The following is a 19,322-nucleotide window of genomic DNA, read 5'->3' as shown; positions in this document are numbered from 1 at the left end:
GGGATTAACGTGCACATCTACATCGAAGAACATCAAAATCATGCAAAAGTGATCAAAGAGCGTTATCTCGACATTGATCAACCAGGTTCTATTAAGTCGATTTATTCAATGGGCTGTATTCCGAATGAAGAGAAATGAGACTATCAGGGGGACTCAAATCGAGTCTTGAAGCATTTTTTGATGCGTCTGAATCGCTTTCCGTTATTTGTTACGTTCGGTGGTGGTTTTACCAATGAAGAGGTGGAGCCGTTTTTTCAGAAGGAAAACTTATGCTATACAAAGATTCAACCAGATAAGAGCAGTCCTTTATATAGCGTTCAAGTGAACGATGCGAGCGAACTTGAGCGTCTGCTGGACGAAACGTATTGGTATGCGGCAGTAAACGATTTTTATTTCATATCGTTTACGAATCTCCTAACGTTTGAGCGGAAAATGGTCAAAGGATGGTTTTTCAAAAAAGAACGTATCGTTCCAGTCATTCGTGTGACAAAAGAGCGGTCGTTCATCACGATGGAGCATGATTTCATGGGCTATTATCTGTTTTCGAATGAAGCTTGTTTTAATACTGAAGACAAAGTCAAAGCGTTTCTTCCAAAAGGAGATGGCATCGACTACTATGATTGACATCCGGACGGATGATATAAGGGAGGACATCATGTTTGGAATTAGTACAAGTTTAAAAGAGATGCCTGTAGAAGAAACAGAGATGCTATGGTATGCGAGCCACGTCCAACGCTTTTTAAGAGAAGACTTCTCAAGTACATCCAATCGTTGCGATCTCTTAATTAATCTCGATCCTTACACCGATAAGTTGTTTGTGGCGAGTGAAGTAAATGAGTTGATCGGCATTTGTGAGCTGCTTATTCAACGGTATTGCATACCGAAGGAAGCATGGTTGATGAGTCAAGCGAATTATTATGCGAGTGAGCCTTGGTTGATGCATCAGTCAGACAAACGAGTGCTGGAACTTCATCAATTTTTAGAGTTGCTGAAGCGGATGTGTATCGCGTCTGTCCATCAGAATGCGTTGATTTGTTTTTGGGGCGACTGAGCGATTGAATGTTGAATAATATGAAAAATGGAGTTTTAAAAAGTGAGAAAAAAGCTGAAGATTACTGGAATCATAGCAGGTGTAAGTCTTTCTATATATGTCGTGTGGATGATCTATCGACTATTTTTCTTAGTTGATATCAATGTTGTTCCAAAAGAAGAATATATCTCAAAAAGTACATCGCCCGATCAAGCGTATACGATTCGTTTTTACCGCGCAAATGGTGGTGCGACAGTAGATTTTGCGATGCTCGGTATCATGGAGAACAAGGACGGAGAAAAGCGCAGAATATACTGGGAATATCCTTGTCGAGATATAAAAGAAGTGAAGTGGACAAAAGGTACGGTGACGATCAATGGCACAAAAATTAAAGTATGGAGTCAGGTGTATGACTTCAGAGAGGGGATATACGAGGCGGATTAAGAGAAACATAGTGTTTGTAAGCATTCAGCAAATTAGAATATCAAATCCATTATTACATACACTCACTGAATTCATTTTTCATGATAAGGAGGCAGATCATGAACTACCTATCTGCAGGATATTATCTTATTCAGCCTACCCCTCGAAAAGAATACATGGATAAGACGGTTGTTCAAAAATCCATTCTATCTGTAAGTGAATGTATCTGTACGCACTATCCTGATACCAGTATCTTATGGGGAGAATCGGAAGTAAAGAAAGAGCGCTATATGGAGCAACTCGGTCTTTCTCTAAACTCCTTTCAGTTACTCGAACAATGGATAGAAGAACATCGGAAGACTGATGATGTGTTGTTTCCTCAAGTGTTTTCTAACTTAGATGCTGCGAAAGCATTCTTAAATCGTTTCTTACATCATCTTCCCGATATACGCATCATATGCATCGGCTTACCAGAACAGTATAAAGTAGATTTTCTTGAAGATGTAGCGGCTTTCAGTAGTAAAAATCCTGAGGCTTATGGAGTCGAAAAAATGTTATCCGGGCATCTCAGCTCTGACATGGACGGTGGCAAAAAAATCGGCTACGAAGTGTTAGGCTTTGACTCGGGATTGTTTCATTCCTATTTATGTAACGGGCTAGAACGTGATTTCAGTCAAAAGTTTAATTTTTCGTTAAATAGTCGCGGTTTGATCCATACGTTAGAGGAAGCAGATCGTTACTCGAATTACTGCAATAAACTAGGTGAGGCGATATAATCGGTCTTATGGTTTCCGTGGGCGATTTTTGAATACGAGCGGAGCAAGTAGAAGCAAATAATCATACATTTTAATGGAGGTTTATTTAATGAATTATCTTGATCATTTAGAAAAATATTGTGGAGTATTCACGGAAACATTTCCAATTGAAGAGCTTGAGCAGAAACATGTTCAAATCTTGAAATTCAAAGATGCACCATTCAAGGAAACTTATACGATTGCATCCCTTGGATTACTTTTTCATCCACTTCAATTGGAAGATGGTTCACTGATGCATCAAGAATTAATGATGTCAGCGGAACAACTAGACGTTCAGGATGAGATCATTTTTCTACTCTGGCAATTAGCTGAATACGCGATGAGATCAGGAAACGCGTTTGATGCAGCAGAATACTATCCGCTTCCTGAAGGAATCTTTGAAAAGTATCAATTCTCATCCGTCTATGTCACAAGTCCTATATATTTTGATGAATCCTTCTGCCTCTTTGAAACAGATTCTAATGTTGGAGACGAGCCAGATACCGTATTGCCAGTATGGTTCGTACCAATTTTTGAGTCCGAGGAGAAATACATTGAAAAGCACGGAGCGGATCGATTCGAAGATCTTTTGTTTGAGATGGATGAATTAGTAGATTTTAATCGTAAGCCATTAGTGTAGGTAATTCTTGATAGGTATTTAAAAGTAAAACATCGATCTACACGATCTCAGTGGAACTTTTAGAAGTTCTAGAAGGTAAAGGAGAATCAAATGAAGACGCCCAACATCCGTGACATCATATCGAAATTAGAATTGGTTTTAGAAAATCAACTTTCAAGGGAAGAAGTTTTAAAATGGGCTTATAAATGGATGATGATATCAGAGAATGAAGAAGGTTGGGAGACTACAGATTACGATATTTTAGTTTTTCAAGGCTTAACGAAAGTGTATGGAATGGATATGCTCAACAGTCCTACCGAATATCTTCATTGTGAGGAAGATATTCGCGACTGGGTGAAGGAACTCCAACATATTGAGAACAACTATCATCAGAAGTGTAGAAAAAATTTCAAATAAAGTTTTGGGTATATCGCACAATCAGAGTAAATTATTTAGTTGGTTTACAAAAGCAAGCAATATAGCATTCGTCCCTTAAAAGAGAAGAATTTTCGCAACTGTATTAAAAAACAGGAGGTATGAATGAAAAAGAATCAACTCATGGACCATGGATGGAATCATCAAAACATATGGCAGGGATGTATACTTGCGTCAATCGCTCACGCTATCTTTGTCGCGAATAACCCCGATTTTACTTATGAGCACTCTTGGGATGGTGATCATTACAGCACGAATGATGGTCAAGGCTGTAGAGGAACTGTAACATTTGGACAAGATATTTTTATGGCGGGGTTTCGAAACGAAGATTTTTTTGAAGAGACTGCAGAAGCGAGCGATTTGCTAATCGAAGCATCAGAAAAAGTAAAGCAAATGGCTATAAACGATACCTTTCACTATCTACTAGATGATGTTGATGGGGTGGTGACTCCAGTCGTCACTACAATCGTGTGGGGAGATGATCACAGAGTATTTTCTAGTCACCCATATGAAGAATTGATGGAACGAGGAGGAAGTCTGTTAGAGATCCAGTCATTGGATTTCGAAACTGGACTAGAATATTGGGAAGAGTACTATGAACTCACAGAACCGCAGCTAGCGCTACTGAAAAAACTATATCACATAAAAATAGAAAATCCCTTACAAGTCAGTACTTTATCACAGATGGATATCCAAGCATTAGATACGAGAGATTTAGAAGGCATTGAAGAGAGCAGAATCTTTTTTGCTGAGATTGGTTTTAACTGGTCAGACAATGAGTGAGTTTAATACCCTCCAATATGATGACTCATATGTTCTAGGATTAAACGGAGCTCGTGAATTTGAAAGTTTAACAAAAGAACTACATTAATTATTAATTATTGAAAAAATTCTTGTAGGGATACCTTATTTAAAAGAGCGTCTTCTGTTGCAAACATCCATGGTCTCTGCTCGGACTTGATCACTTGACTGTTCTTCCTTACACGCGGATAGAATCAATAAAGGTATACAGACGATCTTCCTGTCGATCATATACTAAAATCAATGTATTACTGTGGTAGTGTACTTAATATTATTTTGAAACTCAGACTGATCGTAAAACGTAAATGAATAAGTAACACGACATCTTTTAAAATAAATGAAAGGAGTGGATGGTCTTGAACGAATCCATCGTTTATTTTGTGATCCTAGTCCCTATGGTAGTGTTTGCTATCATTTTATCAAGAGGAAAGGGCGCCTCATTGCTTGCAGGATATAATACGATGTCAGATAGTAAAAAGGAAACATATGACGAAGTCGCCCTATGTAAATTCATGGGTAAGATGATGTATGGGATTAGTTTTAGCCTATTACTGATCGCATTCAGTGAGATATCTGGGTATTCGTTTCTATTTATAGTAGGCTTCGTTCTACTTTTGTTTTTTATCATTTTTGCAGGCGTCTATGCGAATACGAAGGGTCGATTTAAAAAAGGGATGTAACTCTGTTCACGTCAGTAAGTCTTTAGTCATTTAAATCATAAAGTAATTTAGAAAAAGACCGACTAATCTTAAAATCGAAGTCAACTAACGTTTGTACATCATCATTTTTTTTGCGATAAAGTTCTTTCATGAATTGTAAGAAGATATAGCGACATGTATATAAATCGTCTCCGATGTCTTCTCGCATCGCCGCGTAATCAATCTCCTCACCTAGCGAATCATACACGATCGTCTCGAACTCCAGATTCGTATGCCACATGAAATCTAAAAACCCCTGTAGGACTGCTTTTTTATAAGTCTCTAGTGAAAAGGTAGCTATGAGTTGATTTTGATAATGAAATTCTACTAGTTTTTTTCGATAGAAAAATCGAAGGATGAAATGGTTAGAAATTTCTTCGTTTTCATATGGAAGTGACCAATCGAATTTTTCGATGTCATGTAAATCGTTTGTAGATACGCTTTTTATCAATGCATGCCAAAACAGGTATAGCTCGCTCACGTGTGTGTTAAAAGGGAGAGGTGCACCCTCTATACAAAAGACGACTTTTCCAGCAGGATATCCGCCAGCTCGACCAAAAGCGTAATTAAAGACATCGTTGTCGATGAGATCGGTCATCTCTACGAATCCTGGATAGGTTTGATACATATCGAGCTCTTCTTTTTCAGGCGGAATTTCAAGATAGCTTTTAATTTCAAGATTCATAAAAAACGTCCTTTCTGTTATCTCAATGTGGTAGATGATTTTTACAGGATGGCTTTCGTCGCTCACTAGGGCGTACTAAGCTTCTAAAATACTGTAGGCAAAAATATGTAGAGGTGGGTCCTTGGTCTCAATCGTTTCGACCAGTGTCCACCCTAATTTTTTATAATACGCAGAAGCATTATCTGTTTTTAGATAGATAGTTGTGATTTGTCGTGACTTCGCGTAAATGATTAATTGATCGATGAGTTGTTGTGCGATACCTTGATTTCGATACGCTTTTTCAACGAATAAAGAAGCGAGCCAAGGTGTATAGGCGGGTCGTTCCTTTAAGTCATGTTCAAACAGCGATACGGTTCCAACACATGTGACATCGTCTAAAGCGATAAATGTCACAGGATACGACTCATCTGATTTTTTGTCTAAAAATGCTCTTACTTTATCATAAGATGTCGTCCCTTTTTTCTTTTGAATGAATTCGACATGAATCATGTTAGCGACAACTTCTAGATATTCAGAACGATTAAAAAGCGTATCAATGATCATAAGTTTATTCCCCCACCTAAAGTAAGTGAATTAGTATCGAATAGTTGCGTTAAAGACATATCTTCCTCTGTCAGTCAAAACATACATGTAGTTACATTATCATTCACAAGAAAATAAGGAGAACTAGAATGAAATTAGGACAATACTTGCAAAAAAATTATGGGAAAGTGAATTTATTTGATCGTTCCTTTGTCAAAAAAAATTTAGTATTTCACGTAGACTTAGTGAAGGATCTGTATCAGTTAAAGGATGATTCAGATGAAATTAATGAGGAATATTTCAAGCAGGTGTACGAAAAATCGATTGCCATGTTTGAGGATATATTCCGAGAGGAGGATCAACTTTATTTAGTCACTCACGTGAGAAGTGAACGGGGATATTATCAAAAGACAGCGACTAAAGTGCTTCGTCAGTTGAAGCGTAAAGAAGATAAATACAAAGTAAAGTATGTAGAGAAAGTGATGGATGAAGAAGAGGAAGTGGTCGAATATGCTGTTTTATTACCGAACAAAAAAGCATTAGAATACAAGCAGTTAATCAAAGCGATATGCAATCAGGACTTCCCAACGCTACAACCAAGATTTCATCAAACGTATACATATTATCCGGAAGTCTTTTTCGTGAACGTCGATCGAAATATCATCATGAATCTTTATGATGATCGCGGTTGTTTCCTTCTATTTGGTGATACAAAGACGTATAACATGTTTATGAATACATATCGTAATGATATTAGTTGATCGTAAACCGTACCTTCATCGCTTCACGAAATACTTAACCTAGTGCTAAGAAGCCGATCACTGAAAAAATGAAAAGGATCAACAGAGAGGTGAGTAGTGTTAACGCGAGAATTTTACCCGTGTTTTTTAGACTTAGAATGGCGGTCACTAAGGCGAGTGTTATACCCGCCAACATATAATTGGTGCCCCAAAAACCATTGAACGGCAAGAATTTGAACGATAGAAAAGTAAAGATGATGATTCCAATCGAAATCCATCCAAGATACTTTCGCATGGACTATTCCCCCTTATAAGATTAAAAAATAGTAATAATTTGGTTTTATTTTTATCATATCATTACAAATGTTAGGTTATAAAGGATTTTACAATTCACACATAAGGATAGACGATCCAAAATTATCGTTCGTTTTAATCGATAGACGCAGAACATGATCTGAAAGTTTAAATGTTGTCAATGTTTTACAGGTCCGTGCATTATGTTAATATAAAGTGAATCGAACAATAAAGACAGTAGGGACCTAAGTCATAGGTATTCTTACTGTCTTTTACTATTTATTGAAAGGGGTACGAATGTATGAAAAAGAGAGTATTGCAGAAAATGAAGGCAATTCTATTGATGAGTCTTCATTTTGGATTCATCTATTTACTGATGAATCCAGTGAATCTTGGAAGTGTCGAGGAAAATCTGTTTATGACGATATTCGTTTTAATCGAGGTCTATGTCGTGACGGTCTTTTACACTAGTCTGATTTTTCTAGGGATCGGGACACCGGTATCCTTAGGGATTGAGTATATCGTAAGTCAGCAAAAGCATAAGAGAAGGTGGTCAATCGTTCTTCATATGCTGGTAGGAGGAATTCTGACTTTATTGTATCTTATTTTATTCGGTCTGCTGCCATCGTTTTCAGAGTGGACAGATACGGAGATCTTATTAAAAATACTATTCTTACTGTTTTACCCAGTGGGATCTCTTCTCGTTTTTGAGCAATTGATTGATCGTCATAAGTCGGTTCATCAAGACACAGAATAACTTGAAGAAAATAATAGAACAGTCATCGGTCAACAAGTAATCCCTCACTCTAATTAGAATGAGGAATTGCTTCGTTTCATTTTTTAAAACGTCAACTCAATCACATTACCTTCTGGATCGGCGACCGTACTCTCATAATAACCATCCCCCGTAGTCCGTGGACCGTCAAGGTGTGTTACCCCTGCGTCTCGTAACCGATCCGTCCAGTCGTCAACTGCTTGATTACTTCCAAGTGAAAAGGCGAAGTGGGCATAGCCAAGTGTGTTCAATGCTTTTTCCGTGATGTCCGTCCGTTGTATTAACTCAAGTCGCGCACCGCTCGAGAAAGTCAGGAAATAGGATGTAAAGCCTTTCGTCGGATTATGGTACCGTTCTCCTGCTGTCGCATGGAAATGCGTTTCATAGAACTGACGCATTCCTTCAAGGTCTTCCACCCAGAGAGCGATGTGTTCAATCTTCATTTTTACTCATCCTTTCTTCATTAAGAGGCTTTAGCTAACCGTTGTTTGAATAACATCCGGTTTAAGCCTTCTGTTGCGATCAGCATCAAGAAAATCAATCCAATTGCGAACCAATGGAACAACGATAGTGAATATATCGTCGCAAGCCAACCGAACAGTGGTGGCATGAACGTACTGCCGGTATAGGCGAATGCCATCTGCACGCCCATCAGACGTTGCGCAGCAGCTTCCCCGAACCGAACCGGTGTCTCATGGAGCATTGCTGGATAAATCGGTGCAAGACCGAGTCCGACAAGGACGAAGCCGAGTGGCATCCAAGCAGCGGGTGCGAGGATGAAGCAGACAGCACCAACTAAGGCGGTCCATTGACCGACGCGAATTAAGCGACGATTCGACCAACGGAGAGAGAGAAAACCACTAATGAAGCGACCTGCCGTGATACTACCGTAATAGACGGAAATCCAAGTTGCAGCCGACGTCACCGAAAACGATCGGACTTGGACGAGATAACTACTTCCCCACAGACCGACAACTGCTTCGACGCCGCAATAAAAGCAAAATGCAGCGAGGGCAGCTATCAGTCCGCGTGGTTTGCCGGACGATGTATGTGTAGTCTGAACTTGTTCTAGAGCTTGTTTCGGAGCGCGTTTCCAGAGTGGTAAACTGACGATCAAGATGATCATCAAGACAAGTTGTAGCGCACCAACGATGAGGTACCCAGTACGCCATCCAGAATCGAGCAATACACCAGCCATGATGAGCGGACCAGCCGTCGCGCCAATGCCCCAGAAGCAATGGAGCCAGTTCATATGATGGGCTTGATAGTGTGTAGCGACAAAATGATTCAGTGCCGCGTCAACGACGCCGGCACCAAGTCCAAGTGGGATTGCAAGGACGAAGAGCCAAACCAAGGACGGGGCAACGAAAAAGCCGAGCAATGCAAGTGCTGTCAGTCCAGCGGAAGCTGCCGTGATGGGTCCTGTCGAATAACGCTCAATCAATCGACCGCTAAATAGACTAGAAACGATTGTTCCAGCAGCGATCGTCATGAAGAGCCAGCCTGCCATTTCAAGTGGTGCGTCGAGATCGAGCCGCATCACGGGCCACGCCGTGCCGAGTAGAGCATCCGGCAGTCCGAGACTGATGAAAGCCAGATAAATCAGAGGTAACAATAAACGAGTCATTTGGATAGTCCTCCTAACGGAATCTGTTCAATGAACGACTGAATGCCGAGTTGCATCAGACCATCCAGATAATCGGTTTCCCAGTCGCTTTGGCGCAACTGTGGCAATTTGTCGAGCGGAAATCGCTTGGCACATTGGTCCGTCAACCGTACTAAAACGTCATCGGTGACGTCAGACGCTGCGAACAGGATGGCGTCCGGATTTAAAGTGACGCTAAACGACAGGACAATCCGGCTTAATGCTTCGTACCATTCGTCAGTATGTGGTGAAGTGTTTGCGAGAACTTGACCGACATTTCGATTTTCGTCAAACGGGATGAATGAGATTTCTCCCGCGAAGTTATGTGCGCCACGGGCGACGCGCCCGGATACGGCGATACCTGCTCCTGGACCGTTCGTACCAAGGTAGATGTAGACGGTCGTTTCGTTTGCCTTAGCTGGAGCGATGACAGCCGCGTTCATGTCATTCTCGACGACAACAGGTCGAGCAAACCGTTCAGTCAGCTCTTGCTGTAAGGGACGACCGTCAAGCGTCGGATAATCAGGAGCAAACAGAATTAATCCCGTGGCATCGACGGCACCCGCGACACCAATCGTAAGAGTTTGGATCTGTGGATGATCACATAATAGCGTTGTCAGCGTTCTCAATAAAATGGATACGTGATCCGACGAATCGAACGTTAATCGATCCGTTGCAATCAGATTGCCACCGACATCATGAATACGATAGTACAGATACGTTCGCTCGATGAATAAGGCGAGTCCATGAAAGCGATCCGTCCGATACCGGTACCGTTTTGCTGGACGTCCACCACGAATCAACTCAAGCGGCGTTTCTTCGATTTCCTGAGCAACGAGCAATTGATCGATCTGCTTACTTGATGTCGGAAAACTGACATCTAATACTTGGCGAATGGCAGGAATCGTGTCGAGATGCTCCGTTAGAAAAGCATGACGCGTCCGTGAAATAAGTTCAGACAAAGTAAATCCTCCTAACTGAGCATCTTATTAAAAAAAATTAATAAGTATCGATTTGAGTATATCAGGACGAAGAAAAAAAACAAGTTTTAAAAAGAAGTGTATGAAAAGAATATTTTAGAGAATAACGTTTCATTCTTGTACTGTGCGGCTATATAAATAGAAATGAAAAATTTTAGTCATATATCTTTAAATCATACTATTCCGACATGTAATATCTTGGATAGCCTGTAGTAAAAGTTAGATGACAAAAGGAGATTTTACTTATGACTACACCGATGTCGATCGACCTTGGATCCAATGATATTTTGACTTCTTTACGTGATAACGTCGCAATGATTCGCTTTGACCGTCAGCGTCGTGTTGTCGATGTTAACGGATTGTTTGCGAAAACAATGAAATATAAACGAGAAGAAATGATTGGAATGCAACATCATCTGTTCTGTACGACGGAGTTTGCGATGAGTGACGACTATCAAGCATTTTGGCATAAATTGTTCAGTGGCTTCAGTGCAGCGGATAAAATTGAACGAATCGATGCTCATGGTCAGTCGATCTGGCTTGAGGCAACCTACATGCCAATTTATGATGGGACAGAAGTAACGGGGGTCTTGAAGATTGCATCCGATATTACTGACCGTCAGCAGACGATTCAACAGTTTGCGTCATCGTTTGATATGATTGCTAGTGATTTGAATTTGCGTTCGACGAAAGGTGAGCGGGAGAGTGTTGCATTACGTCAAACGATTGAGAAGATGGCGGAGACGACGCGCGACAATCATCAGACGATCGAACGCCTGCAACGCCAGGCGCAAGATATCGCGCAAGTGACCGAGACAATCAAAACGATCGCGTCACAGACGAATCTCTTGTCGCTCAATGCATCGATTGAGGCAGCGCGAGCAGGTGAACATGGAAAAGGATTCAACGTCGTTGCGACGGAAGTCCGGAATCTTTCGAAACTAGTCGAACAAGCAGTCGTCGATGTCCGACAAACGACACAACGGATGAACGATGAACTGCAACGGATTGCTCGTGCGATGACACAGGCAACTAATAATGCACAAGAGAGCGTCACGGTTGTTGCAGAGACTGTCGAGCGATTTCATGACGTCCAGAGTGCGGCATCGACATTGACCGAGACGGCACGTGATTTTACACGAGTGATATGATAGCTTATCGACATTCTGAAAAACAGAATGTCTTTTTATTTTTGTAAAGACGCCAAAACGTTGGAATAATATGTTAATATACTACAAAATGAAAAGGGAGCGAATTTCATATGAAAATCCGCACTGCCCGTCCTGATGATTTTCAGGCACTAATTCCGCTATTCCAACAAATCCACGATCAACACGTTGCCTTACGCCCTGACCACTACCGTCCGCACGAGATGCCGGTGCCGGAAGAGTTATTTCTGTCGCAGCTCGAGAACCCGGCTTATGCCTTGCTCGTCGCCGAACACGACGGACTTGCAGGTGTGATCGTCTTAAAAGAAGACATCATCGAAGGAAGTGGCTTCGTCTTTGATAAACATTACTTACGCGTCATCAGTTTAGTCGTTTCAGATACACATCAAAAACAAGGCGTCGGGAAACGATTGATGCAAGCGGCTTACGTACATGCTGAAACAATCGGGTGCGACCGGATTGAACTCGGCGTCGATGATGCTAATCAAGAGGCGATCGCTTTTTATGAAGCGCTCGGGATGGATGTCCGCTCAAGACGAATGGAATGGAAAGTGACGTCAAGCAGGGAAACGACGACGTGACGTCAAACAACAGATACTAGAAAGGGGAGATGTCATGTTCGCTTTACACGTTTCAGAGAAAGTTTCACTGCGATTGATCGAACGGCATCATGCAGAGGTATTATTCGCACTCGTCGATGCCAATCGCGAGCATCTGCGTGAGTGGCTCGGCTGGGTTGACGGTGCGACAGATGCGACTACATATCGGGAATCAGTCATTCCTGCCTGGCTAGAACAATTCGCAAATGGTAACGGGTTTACGTGCGGCATCTATTTAGAAAATGAACTCGTCGGAACGCTTTCTTTACACGAGATCAATCGAAGTCTCGAAATGACATCGATCGGCTATTATTTAGCGGGGAAGGGTCTTGGAAAGGGCATCATGACTGACGTCGTCCGATACGTGACGAACTATTGCTTCGAAACACTTGACTTGAACCGGGTCGTCATCGAGTGTGCAACAGGTAACGTCCGGAGTAGACGCATTCCGGAACGACTTGGTTTTACGGAAGAGGGTGTCTTAAGGGACACTGAGAAATTGTACGGTGTCTATCATGACGTTGCCGTCTATGCGATGTTACGTCGGGACTGGTCATCGAAAACGCAGGAGGTGACGACATGCGTATCGAGCAAATGAATCAAGCGACGTATGATGCTTATCTACCGGTCGCAATCGAGGAATATGCGGCAGAAAAATGTCGTGCGGGTACGTGGGCAGAAAACGAGGCGCTTGAGAGGGCGTCAGCAGATTTCTCGACGTTATTACCAGATGGTTTGAAAACGAAGGATCATTATTTGTTTACGTTTCGCGACGAGGCAGGGCATGATATCGGGATGGTTTGGATTCATGTGACAGAGGAATCACGCGGACGTGCCGCCTTCATCTTCGACGTCAAGATTTCGTCCGATAAACAGAACCAAGGCTACGGGAAGGAAGCGCTACGCTTGCTTGAAGTGATGTTAAAACGGATGAACGTCAAGAAAGTTTCCTTACACGTCTTCGCGCACAACGAACGGGCGATTCATGTCTATGACTCGCTTGGGTATGAGAAGACAGATTACTATATGTCGAAGTCGTTGACGGATTAATAGTGAAAACCCGCCCAGATGGAGGGCGGGTTTTCTTATAAAATCGGGGATAATAATCGGGAGATACTCTCTTTGAAACGGATGACCCGCGGACGAGCAGCATATTTTTCAATCGTCAGTCGTTCGCTATCAGCGACATCGGATAAAAAGAGTAGTTCCAATTCCTCTGCTACAGCTTGATGATACAGAATCGCATTCATCTCGAAATTCAATCGAAAACTACGCGCGTCGATGTTCGTCGTTCCGACCGAAGCGATCTTACCGTCGACGACGATTGTCTTCGCATGCATAAAACCGAGTTCATACGTATAGACTTCGGCACCATGTTGAATCAATTCACCGACAGAGGCATAGGTTGCCCAGTAGACAAACGGATGATCCGGTTGATTCGGAATCATGATTTTGAGTGTCACACCTGAGGCGAGAGCAATCTTGCAAGCATCCATGAAGCTAGCATCTGGGATGAAGTAGGGAGACTGGATGTAAATTGATTTTTCAGCGGAATGGATCATCTGAATTAGCATGTTCTTCAAGTATTCCGTTTCAGAATTCGGACCGGATGTGACGATTTGAATCGGAACGCGATCGGTAGATGTTTCGAGCGGTGGAATCGATGTGGTTGACCAATCCGTTCGCTCCCTGCTTGCCGCATCCCAGTCTTGTTCAAAATGATATTCGAGTTCTTCGACGACGGGGCCGAGGACACGCAGATGCGTATCACGCCAATAGCCAAAGTGTTCATCCTCACCAAGATATTCTGATCCAACATTAAAACCACCGATATAGCCGATTTGGCGATCAATCGTACATAGTTTTCGATGATTTCGATTGTTGATTCGCAGGTTTAGAATGCCGAGTGGGGAAGAGAAGAACGAACGAACCTCACCGCCATCTTGTTTGAATACTTCAAAGTCCTTTGCTTTGAGCTTCCACGAGCCAACAGCATCATAAAGAATGCGGACCTTGACGCCTTGTTTTGCTTGATCGAACAAGGCGGACAGCAATCGCTCCCCAAGCGGATCGCGTTTTAAGATGAAATATTGAATATTGATTTCTACGCGAGCGTTTTGGATATCAGCGAGTAAGGTATCAAATTTCTGATGACCATCGAATAAGGTTCGAACGTCCGTCGCTTCCGTTAAGAGAGCGTCTGCTGTCCGGTTCGCTTGAATGATCTTACGGTACGGAAAAATCGGATCGTCAGGATGGAGTGATTCATTGTCTTGCATCTTGATGTCATGGTCCCGTAATCGTCGGCGTTCTTTTGGCACATGGTAAAACGTATCCTGTTTTAAGGATCGACCGAGCAGTAAGTAGATCAAGAAACCAAGGACTGGTACGAAAAAGAGAATCATTAACCATGCCCACGTCGCACTGACGTCTCGTCGCTCAAAGAACAGGATGGCAATCGCTGCTGCAATATTTGCGATGACGATCGCGTAGAGCAAGATTGATAAAATCAGGGTATAGTCCATCAATACGAACACCTCGTTTTCAATAAGAATGATTTTGACGGGAGGGAGAAAGGGTGATCTTAGAGTGGTTCCGTTTCATCTCGAGTATCGTGTTCATCCCGATTTCAGATGATTTATTAGTCATGCGTCAAATAAGTAGTTGGTTGCGACACGGTCACCAACCGATCGTGATCTTTCTGTTAGTCTGGTCGGCCTGTTTCGCTTGCTTTAATCTCTTCTACGGTATTCCTCGTTTGTTTCGAGAACTCCCTTTCTTTCAAAAGCTCTTAACGAATAAACATCTCGCAAAAGCTGAAGCAGTGCTTCAGGAGAAAGGGACCGCTGCCATCGCGACCTCGTTTTTCCTTCCGGGTGTCCGTCGCCCGATTCATTACATGGCAGGATTACTAGCTTATCCGTTTCGCCCTTATATCATCGTGACGTTCGCTGGTACAGGCATTTATGCGTTAGTCTGGACGATTCTGATCAATCGTTTAGGCGCCTATGGACTGTTGAATCGCTTTTCCGCCTGGTGGGCAACGCATGGCGGTGTCTTGTTACTTCCTGGTATCGTGGTCTTATGTGGCATCTTATGTTGGGTCTTCCGGGACGCGATCCGGAACTGGTTCATCCGTTCGTAGGGCCTGTTTTCGGAGTTGTGCCAGCTTCATGATGTTGAGAACCGTGACTTTCGCGACGGCATAAAACGGAACGGCGAGTAACATACCGAGAATCCCTGCGAGTTGTCCGGCGACAAGTAAGACGACCGTGATCGTAATCGGATGAACTTTTAGTGACTTTCCTTGAACGAGTGGGGAGATGACGTTGGCATCGAGTTGTTGCACGATCGTAATACCGATGATGGCATATAATCCTTTGATCGGTTCATCCAAAAAACCGATCACGACTGCTGGGGCGGCACCAAGGAATGGTCCGAGGTACGGGATGATGTTCGTCGCGAAGATGAATAGTCCAAGTGGTAAAAAATACGGAATATCAAGCCACCAGAGAACAACTGTTGCGAGACTCCCGACGAATGTACAGACGATTAATTGAGCTCGGACATATGAGCGAATCGTTCCGTTCATATCCTTTAAAATGAGTAAGGCTTCCTCTCGATAACTCGACGGAATGAAGCGAACGATGGCGTAAGGTAACTTTTTCCCATCAACGAGCATAAAGACATATAAGAACAGGGCGATGAACAACGTGAAGACTGTTGAAGTAATGAACTGAATCAACCACAAGATGGATCCAGCAATCGACGAGAAGAGATTCCCAAGAAGTGACGACGCACTTTTCATCGAACTCTCAAAGGAAGAAACATTGTCGTCAAGGGATGGAATGGATGTTCCGTATTTCGCGTATAAGGATAAGACTTGAGCATACAAGCGTTCAGCGAATCCAGGTACAGCAGCGACGAAGGCGAAAAGTTGTTTCGTGATGAGCGGGAATAAGGTTAGGAAGAATAGGATGACGAGACTGAACAGGAGTACTAAGACGATGAAAATCGCCAATTTCCGGGAGTGGAGACGACGTTCGAGGAAATCGACGAAGCCGACAGATAGATAAAATAAAATACCAGCTAGGATGAAAGGGGTGAAAATCGTCGTGAAGAGGACAAATAACGGAAAAAAGAGAAAGTCGACGAGCCGCGCCATATAAATGATGCTGAGGATGAGCAAGATGAACAGACCAATACGAAAGGAACGATTGGAAATCAATCTGGACAAGGCAGTACCTCCTCTAAGATTCGTGGATATGATATCCTTTCCCCAAAATAACTAAAATAATTTGAAAAGGATGAATTATCGAATCTTCTTCTCATATATTTGTTAATTTTTCGATAAAATGGGTAATCATAAGTTATCCTGTTCAGTTATGTGATTTATCGTCAGCTTACTACCTCAAAAAGTTCTTTTACCTCATTTTTCATTCGTACATAGTCAGTCCTGAACGTCACTTTTCCTTTCCTATGTCCTCTTTCAATTATTCGATATCCCTTCATCGACCGTATCTATTTTCTCGTCACAGATATCTTACGGGTTCACTACATCTATTTTGATACGTCTTGATTTTTATGACAAAGTAAATTTAGAGAAAAAGGAGGAATCGTGATGTCAACAGCTCGACTCATTCAAGAATTCAAGGAACTCGTACGCATCGACTCCGTCTCTTTTGCGGAAGGTCCATTCCAGAAAGAGTTGATTCAGCGTTTTCAAGCTCTCGGTCTAACGATTGAGGAAGATGCATCAAAAGAAAAAACGGGACTTGGAGCGAATAACTTCATTGCCCGGCTTGAAGGGGATGCATCGGTCGAACCACTCTTTTTTTCATCGCATATGGATACGGTCTCTCCTGGTCAAGGAATTCAACCGCGTGAACGAGACGGTCGGATCGAATCTGATCAGACGACGATTCTTGGAGCGGATGATAAGGCAGGAATCGCGATCATGCTCGAAGTGATCAAGCGTCTAAAAGAGCAACAAATCCCGCATGGTCCCCTCGAATTCATTCTGACTGCAGGCGAGGAAGTGGGATTGTTAGGCGCAAAAGCTGTCGATATGGAAATGTTACGGGCAACGTATGGTTATGTCCTTGATAACGGTGGTCCGGTCGGTGGGATCATCACGACGAGTCCATCGATGTATCGATTGGATGTAAAAGTGACTGGACAAGCTGCTCATGCTGGTCTGGAACCGGAAAAAGGGATATCAGCAATTGAAGTTGCTGCTCAAGCGATCAGTCGAATGAAGCTAGGACGGATTGATCACGAAACGACAGCGAACATCGGTCTCGTACAAGGGGGAACGGCGATGAACGTCGTCATGGAACAGTTAGAATTCGTGGGAGAAGTCCGCTCGTTTGATCATTATAAGTGCTTGGAGCAAGTCAAAATGATTGAAACGTTGTTAAACGAAGCGGTCTCGACATACGGAGCAAAACTGGAATTTCATGCGACACCACTCATCACGGGATATCACTTTGAAGAGACACATCCGTTACTCGTCCATGCTAAAACATGTCTTGAAACAATCGGACGACGTGCTCGCTTTGAACGAAGTGGCGGAGGCACAGATGCCAATGTCTTCAATGAACGAGGGAAAGTCGTCGTGAATCTATCGATTGGATATGATGAAATTCATACAGTGAATGAATATATTCCGATTGATGAGTTCGAACAAGCCGTCATCCTCGCTCTTAAGCTCGTGCGGCAAATGCCCTCGTTCCCAGTATGACGGTGTTTACTATGGAAAACAGCTACTTCAGCGAACCGAAAAAATGCGAATCGTCATCATGAAACGTTCTAAATATCCTTCTTCCATCCAATCAATTGTTGTTCCTTCATTATCGTTTTCAGCGTCGCTGATGTTCACGATTTAGGGTTTACTATCAACCGGTCGTCTGAAAAGGAGGAACACGCATGCAACCGATCATCGCCTTTACGATCATCATGCTGATTTGGACAGTCAGCGATTATATCTCAAAAAAAACGAAGGCCTTATTATCATCTTTATTCGTTGCTTCAATCATCTTCTTGATTGGATTCAAGACGAATCTTTTTCCAGAAGATTTATTACCGACATCTTCCTTGTTACCACTCGGTCAAACTGTCGTCGGGATGATCATCGTCCACCTCGGAACACTAATCAGCCTCGATGAATTTAAACGTCAGTGGAAAACGTTCTTGATCGGGGTATCAGCGGTGATAGGGATTAGTGTCTTATTGTTTACGATTGGTCAATTGCTCCTGGATACCAATTATGTATTGAGTGCGATTGCCGCTGTCAGTGGTGGTACGATTTCCGTCATCATCGTTCAAGAGCAAGCACTGAATGCCGGACTGATCTCTGTCGCGGTTTTTCCAGTCTTGATTGCTGCCTTACAAGGATTGATCGGTTTTCCGTTGACGTCGATCATTCTTCGAAAAGAAGCACTTCGGATTCGCGAAGGTGTTCGGGATGGAAGTATCACGAAACGAGTTGATCTACATCCGGAAGAATCGACGAAGAAACAAACAATTCTTCCGGAGCCGTTTCAAACGACGGCAGGTACGTTGTTCGTCGTCGGAGTCGTCGTCATCGTCTCCTCGTTTCTAAGCGGATTGACGAATGGATGGCTCAATACGTTCGTCATTGCCTTATTACTTGGTATCGCTTTACGGGCAACTGGCGTATTGAAACCAAATGTCTTGAACGGAATCGATGCTTACGGTCTGATGATGCTTGCGATTTTATTGATCATCTTTGGACCACTTGCAACGACTTCATTTGCGGACCTCGTCGAACTACTTGTACCACTTTTGATCGCCTTTTTCCTTGGCGTTCTGGGCATCGTCTTATTCGCGATGCTTGCCGGGAAGTTGCTCGGGTATTCCTATCCGATGGCGATTGCAATCGGTTTGACGTCTTTATATGGCTTTCCAGGTACATTGATCCTGAGTCAAGAAGCTGCTAAAAATATTGGGGAGACGGAAGATGAGGTCCAAATCATTGAAGATGAAATCTTACCAAAGATGGTCGTTGCCGGTTTTTCGACGGTGACGATTACATCCGTCTTCATTACCGGTATATTAGCGTCGTTCATCTATTGAATGGAGGAATGAAAG

General features: G+C 42.8%; 26 protein-coding genes. 18 read left to right on the top strand and 8 right to left on the bottom strand.

Annotated elements, in window-relative coordinates:
• The first annotated feature begins 9 nt into the window (after window positions 1-9).
• The 9 genes from ACV3PA_RS10995 to ACV3PA_RS10955 all read left to right on the top strand — a co-directional run bounded on the left by ACV3PA_RS10995 (window position 10) and on the right by ACV3PA_RS10955 (window position 4,782).
• Complete coding sequence (locus ACV3PA_RS10995; protein ID WP_456124725.1) at window positions 10-138, top strand: hypothetical protein; 129 nt, start codon at window positions 10-12, stop codon at window positions 136-138.
• 27 nt (window positions 139-165) lie between these two features.
• Window positions 166-624 carry a hypothetical protein gene (locus ACV3PA_RS10990; RefSeq protein ID WP_456124724.1) on the top strand — a complete coding sequence of 153 codons (459 nt, stop codon included), beginning with the start codon at window positions 166-168 and terminating at the stop codon, window positions 622-624.
• 31 nt (window positions 625-655) lie between these two features.
• The gene (locus ACV3PA_RS10985) at window positions 656-1,051 is read left to right on the top strand and encodes a hypothetical protein (protein WP_456124723.1); all 396 of its coding nucleotides are present in this window, start codon (window positions 656-658) and stop codon (window positions 1,049-1,051) included.
• A 42-nt stretch (window positions 1,052-1,093) separates the two neighbouring features.
• On the top strand, window positions 1,094-1,474 hold the full coding sequence (locus ACV3PA_RS10980) for a DUF5412 family protein (protein ID WP_456124722.1): 381 nt from the start codon (window positions 1,094-1,096) through the stop codon (window positions 1,472-1,474).
• A gap of 98 nt (window positions 1,475-1,572) precedes the next feature.
• Entirely contained in the window at window positions 1,573-2,229 is a 657-nt protein-coding gene (locus tag ACV3PA_RS10975) for a hypothetical protein (protein WP_456124721.1), read from the top strand.
• A gap of 88 nt (window positions 2,230-2,317) precedes the next feature.
• Complete coding sequence (locus ACV3PA_RS10970; RefSeq protein WP_456124720.1) at window positions 2,318-2,887, top strand: suppressor of fused domain protein; 570 nt, start codon at window positions 2,318-2,320, stop codon at window positions 2,885-2,887.
• Window positions 2,888-2,977: 90 nt separating this feature from the next.
• Window positions 2,978-3,283, top strand: coding sequence for a hypothetical protein (locus ACV3PA_RS10965; RefSeq protein ID WP_456124719.1), 306 nt, complete (start codon window positions 2,978-2,980; stop codon window positions 3,281-3,283).
• A gap of 123 nt (window positions 3,284-3,406) precedes the next feature.
• The gene (locus ACV3PA_RS10960; protein ID WP_456124718.1) at window positions 3,407-4,084 is read left to right on the top strand and encodes a hypothetical protein; all 678 of its coding nucleotides are present in this window, start codon (window positions 3,407-3,409) and stop codon (window positions 4,082-4,084) included.
• 374 nt (window positions 4,085-4,458) lie between these two features.
• Entirely contained in the window at window positions 4,459-4,782 is a 324-nt protein-coding gene (locus ACV3PA_RS10955; RefSeq protein WP_456124717.1) for a DUF3784 domain-containing protein, read from the top strand.
• Between the two features lie 22 nt (window positions 4,783-4,804).
• On the opposite strand, the gene ACV3PA_RS10950 is transcribed toward ACV3PA_RS10955, so the two are convergent.
• Together ACV3PA_RS10950 and ACV3PA_RS10945 are read right to left on the bottom strand one after the other, a co-directional pair.
• Window positions 4,805-5,485 carry a hypothetical protein gene (locus tag ACV3PA_RS10950; protein ID WP_456124716.1) on the bottom strand — a complete coding sequence of 227 codons (681 nt, stop codon included), beginning with the start codon at window positions 5,483-5,485 and terminating at the stop codon, window positions 4,805-4,807.
• Window positions 5,486-5,560: 75 nt separating this feature from the next.
• The gene (locus ACV3PA_RS10945) at window positions 5,561-6,028 is read right to left on the bottom strand and encodes a GNAT family N-acetyltransferase (RefSeq protein ID WP_456124715.1); all 468 of its coding nucleotides are present in this window, start codon (window positions 6,026-6,028) and stop codon (window positions 5,561-5,563) included.
• A 128-nt stretch (window positions 6,029-6,156) separates the two neighbouring features.
• Here ACV3PA_RS10945 and ACV3PA_RS10940 point away from each other — a divergent pair, with 128 nt between their 5' ends.
• A complete protein-coding gene (locus ACV3PA_RS10940) occupies window positions 6,157-6,768 on the top strand; it encodes a DUF3885 domain-containing protein (RefSeq protein ID WP_456124714.1) in 612 nt (203 codons plus the stop codon).
• A gap of 34 nt (window positions 6,769-6,802) precedes the next feature.
• On the opposite strand, the gene ACV3PA_RS10935 is transcribed toward ACV3PA_RS10940, so the two are convergent.
• Window positions 6,803-7,042 (bottom strand): hypothetical protein, encoded by a 240-nt coding sequence (locus ACV3PA_RS10935; protein ID WP_456124713.1) that lies wholly within the window; start codon window positions 7,040-7,042, stop codon window positions 6,803-6,805.
• A 300-nt stretch (window positions 7,043-7,342) separates the two neighbouring features.
• Between ACV3PA_RS10935 and ACV3PA_RS10930 the strand changes: the two genes are divergently transcribed.
• The gene (locus ACV3PA_RS10930) at window positions 7,343-7,798 is read left to right on the top strand and encodes a hypothetical protein (RefSeq protein WP_456124712.1); all 456 of its coding nucleotides are present in this window, start codon (window positions 7,343-7,345) and stop codon (window positions 7,796-7,798) included.
• A gap of 83 nt (window positions 7,799-7,881) precedes the next feature.
• Here ACV3PA_RS10930 and ACV3PA_RS10925 read toward each other — a convergent pair whose 3' ends face one another.
• Genes ACV3PA_RS10925 through ACV3PA_RS10915 form a run of 3 tightly spaced genes read right to left on the bottom strand, consistent with a single transcriptional unit; the run spans window position 7,882 to window position 10,423 of the window.
• Entirely contained in the window at window positions 7,882-8,259 is a 378-nt protein-coding gene (locus tag ACV3PA_RS10925; RefSeq protein WP_456124711.1) for a VOC family protein, read from the bottom strand.
• A 20-nt stretch (window positions 8,260-8,279) separates the two neighbouring features.
• Window positions 8,280-9,443 carry an MFS transporter gene (locus ACV3PA_RS10920; RefSeq protein WP_456124710.1) on the bottom strand — a complete coding sequence of 388 codons (1,164 nt, stop codon included), beginning with the start codon at window positions 9,441-9,443 and terminating at the stop codon, window positions 8,280-8,282.
• Window positions 9,440-10,423 (bottom strand): ROK family protein, encoded by a 984-nt coding sequence (locus ACV3PA_RS10915; protein WP_456124709.1) that lies wholly within the window; start codon window positions 10,421-10,423, stop codon window positions 9,440-9,442. Before ACV3PA_RS10915 ends, ACV3PA_RS10920 begins: the two co-directional genes overlap by 4 nt.
• 263 nt (window positions 10,424-10,686) lie before the next feature.
• Between ACV3PA_RS10915 and ACV3PA_RS10910 the strand changes: the two genes are divergently transcribed.
• From ACV3PA_RS10910 to ACV3PA_RS10895, 4 genes are all read left to right on the top strand, one after another.
• Window positions 10,687-11,592, top strand: coding sequence for a methyl-accepting chemotaxis protein (locus tag ACV3PA_RS10910; protein WP_456124708.1), 906 nt, complete (start codon window positions 10,687-10,689; stop codon window positions 11,590-11,592).
• A gap of 110 nt (window positions 11,593-11,702) precedes the next feature.
• On the top strand, window positions 11,703-12,191 hold the full coding sequence (locus tag ACV3PA_RS10905) for a GNAT family N-acetyltransferase (RefSeq protein WP_456124707.1): 489 nt from the start codon (window positions 11,703-11,705) through the stop codon (window positions 12,189-12,191).
• Window positions 12,192-12,225: 34 nt separating this feature from the next.
• On the top strand, window positions 12,226-12,807 hold the full coding sequence (locus ACV3PA_RS10900) for a GNAT family N-acetyltransferase (RefSeq protein ID WP_456124706.1): 582 nt from the start codon (window positions 12,226-12,228) through the stop codon (window positions 12,805-12,807).
• Window positions 12,789-13,259 (top strand): GNAT family N-acetyltransferase, encoded by a 471-nt coding sequence (locus tag ACV3PA_RS10895; RefSeq protein ID WP_456124705.1) that lies wholly within the window; start codon window positions 12,789-12,791, stop codon window positions 13,257-13,259. The genes ACV3PA_RS10900 and ACV3PA_RS10895 overlap by 19 nt, the downstream gene beginning before the upstream one ends.
• 35 nt (window positions 13,260-13,294) lie before the next feature.
• Here the strand turns inward: ACV3PA_RS10895 and cls are convergent, their stop codons facing one another.
• Complete coding sequence (cls, locus tag ACV3PA_RS10890; protein WP_456124704.1) at window positions 13,295-14,734, bottom strand: cardiolipin synthase; 1,440 nt, start codon at window positions 14,732-14,734, stop codon at window positions 13,295-13,297.
• Window positions 14,735-14,787: 53 nt separating this feature from the next.
• On the opposite strand from cls, the gene ACV3PA_RS10885 reads away from it, so the two are divergent.
• Window positions 14,788-15,354, top strand: a complete 567-nt coding sequence (locus tag ACV3PA_RS10885) for a DedA family protein (protein ID WP_456124703.1) — start codon at window positions 14,788-14,790, stop codon at window positions 15,352-15,354.
• Here ACV3PA_RS10885 and ACV3PA_RS10880 read toward each other — a convergent pair.
• A complete protein-coding gene (locus tag ACV3PA_RS10880; RefSeq protein ID WP_456124702.1) occupies window positions 15,304-16,446 on the bottom strand; it encodes an AI-2E family transporter in 1,143 nt (380 codons plus the stop codon). The two genes, ACV3PA_RS10885 and ACV3PA_RS10880, sit on opposite strands and share 51 nt — an antisense overlap.
• A gap of 384 nt (window positions 16,447-16,830) precedes the next feature.
• Between ACV3PA_RS10880 and ACV3PA_RS10875 the strand changes: the two genes are divergently transcribed.
• Window positions 16,831-17,952 (top strand): M20/M25/M40 family metallo-hydrolase, encoded by a 1,122-nt coding sequence (locus tag ACV3PA_RS10875; protein WP_456124701.1) that lies wholly within the window; start codon window positions 16,831-16,833, stop codon window positions 17,950-17,952.
• Window positions 17,953-18,137: 185 nt separating this feature from the next.
• A complete protein-coding gene (locus tag ACV3PA_RS10870) occupies window positions 18,138-19,307 on the top strand; it encodes a hypothetical protein (RefSeq protein WP_456124700.1) in 1,170 nt (389 codons plus the stop codon).
• Window positions 19,308-19,322: the final 15 nt, after the last annotated feature.

This window comes from Exiguobacterium sp. EA-TM-5, assembly GCF_053878415.1.
This window is presented reverse-complemented; position numbering and strand designations above follow the sequence as displayed.

What these genes read in the sequence shown, in the direction of transcription:
- ACV3PA_RS10985 (WP_456124723.1), top strand. Translation starts at nt 656, where the DNA reads ATGTTTGGAATTAGTACAAGTTTAAAAGAGATGCCTGTAGAAGAAACA.
- ACV3PA_RS10975 (WP_456124721.1), top strand. Translation starts at nt 1,573, where the DNA reads ATGAACTACCTATCTGCAGGATATTATCTTATTCAGCCTACCCCTCGA.
- ACV3PA_RS10970 (WP_456124720.1), top strand. Translation starts at nt 2,318, where the DNA reads ATGAATTATCTTGATCATTTAGAAAAATATTGTGGAGTATTCACGGAA.
- ACV3PA_RS10965 (WP_456124719.1), top strand. Translation starts at nt 2,978, where the DNA reads ATGAAGACGCCCAACATCCGTGACATCATATCGAAATTAGAATTGGTT.
- ACV3PA_RS10960 (WP_456124718.1), top strand. Translation starts at nt 3,407, where the DNA reads ATGAAAAAGAATCAACTCATGGACCATGGATGGAATCATCAAAACATA.
- ACV3PA_RS10950 (WP_456124716.1), bottom strand. Translation starts at nt 5,485, where the DNA reads ATGAATCTTGAAATTAAAAGCTATCTTGAAATTCCGCCTGAAAAAGAA.
- ACV3PA_RS10945 (WP_456124715.1), bottom strand. Translation starts at nt 6,028, where the DNA reads ATGATCATTGATACGCTTTTTAATCGTTCTGAATATCTAGAAGTTGTC.
- ACV3PA_RS10940 (WP_456124714.1), top strand. Translation starts at nt 6,157, where the DNA reads ATGAAATTAGGACAATACTTGCAAAAAAATTATGGGAAAGTGAATTTA.
- ACV3PA_RS10935 (WP_456124713.1), bottom strand. Translation starts at nt 7,042, where the DNA reads ATGCGAAAGTATCTTGGATGGATTTCGATTGGAATCATCATCTTTACT.
- ACV3PA_RS10930 (WP_456124712.1), top strand. Translation starts at nt 7,343, where the DNA reads ATGAAAAAGAGAGTATTGCAGAAAATGAAGGCAATTCTATTGATGAGT.
- ACV3PA_RS10925 (WP_456124711.1), bottom strand. Translation starts at nt 8,259, where the DNA reads ATGAAGATTGAACACATCGCTCTCTGGGTGGAAGACCTTGAAGGAATG.
- ACV3PA_RS10920 (WP_456124710.1), bottom strand. Translation starts at nt 9,443, where the DNA reads ATGACTCGTTTATTGTTACCTCTGATTTATCTGGCTTTCATCAGTCTC.
- ACV3PA_RS10910 (WP_456124708.1), top strand. Translation starts at nt 10,687, where the DNA reads ATGACTACACCGATGTCGATCGACCTTGGATCCAATGATATTTTGACT.
- ACV3PA_RS10905 (WP_456124707.1), top strand. Translation starts at nt 11,703, where the DNA reads ATGAAAATCCGCACTGCCCGTCCTGATGATTTTCAGGCACTAATTCCG.
- ACV3PA_RS10900 (WP_456124706.1), top strand. Translation starts at nt 12,226, where the DNA reads ATGTTCGCTTTACACGTTTCAGAGAAAGTTTCACTGCGATTGATCGAA.
- ACV3PA_RS10895 (WP_456124705.1), top strand. Translation starts at nt 12,789, where the DNA reads ATGCGTATCGAGCAAATGAATCAAGCGACGTATGATGCTTATCTACCG.
- cls (WP_456124704.1), bottom strand. Translation starts at nt 14,734, where the DNA reads ATGGACTATACCCTGATTTTATCAATCTTGCTCTACGCGATCGTCATC.
- ACV3PA_RS10875 (WP_456124701.1), top strand. Translation starts at nt 16,831, where the DNA reads ATGTCAACAGCTCGACTCATTCAAGAATTCAAGGAACTCGTACGCATC.
- ACV3PA_RS10870 (WP_456124700.1), top strand. Translation starts at nt 18,138, where the DNA reads ATGCAACCGATCATCGCCTTTACGATCATCATGCTGATTTGGACAGTC.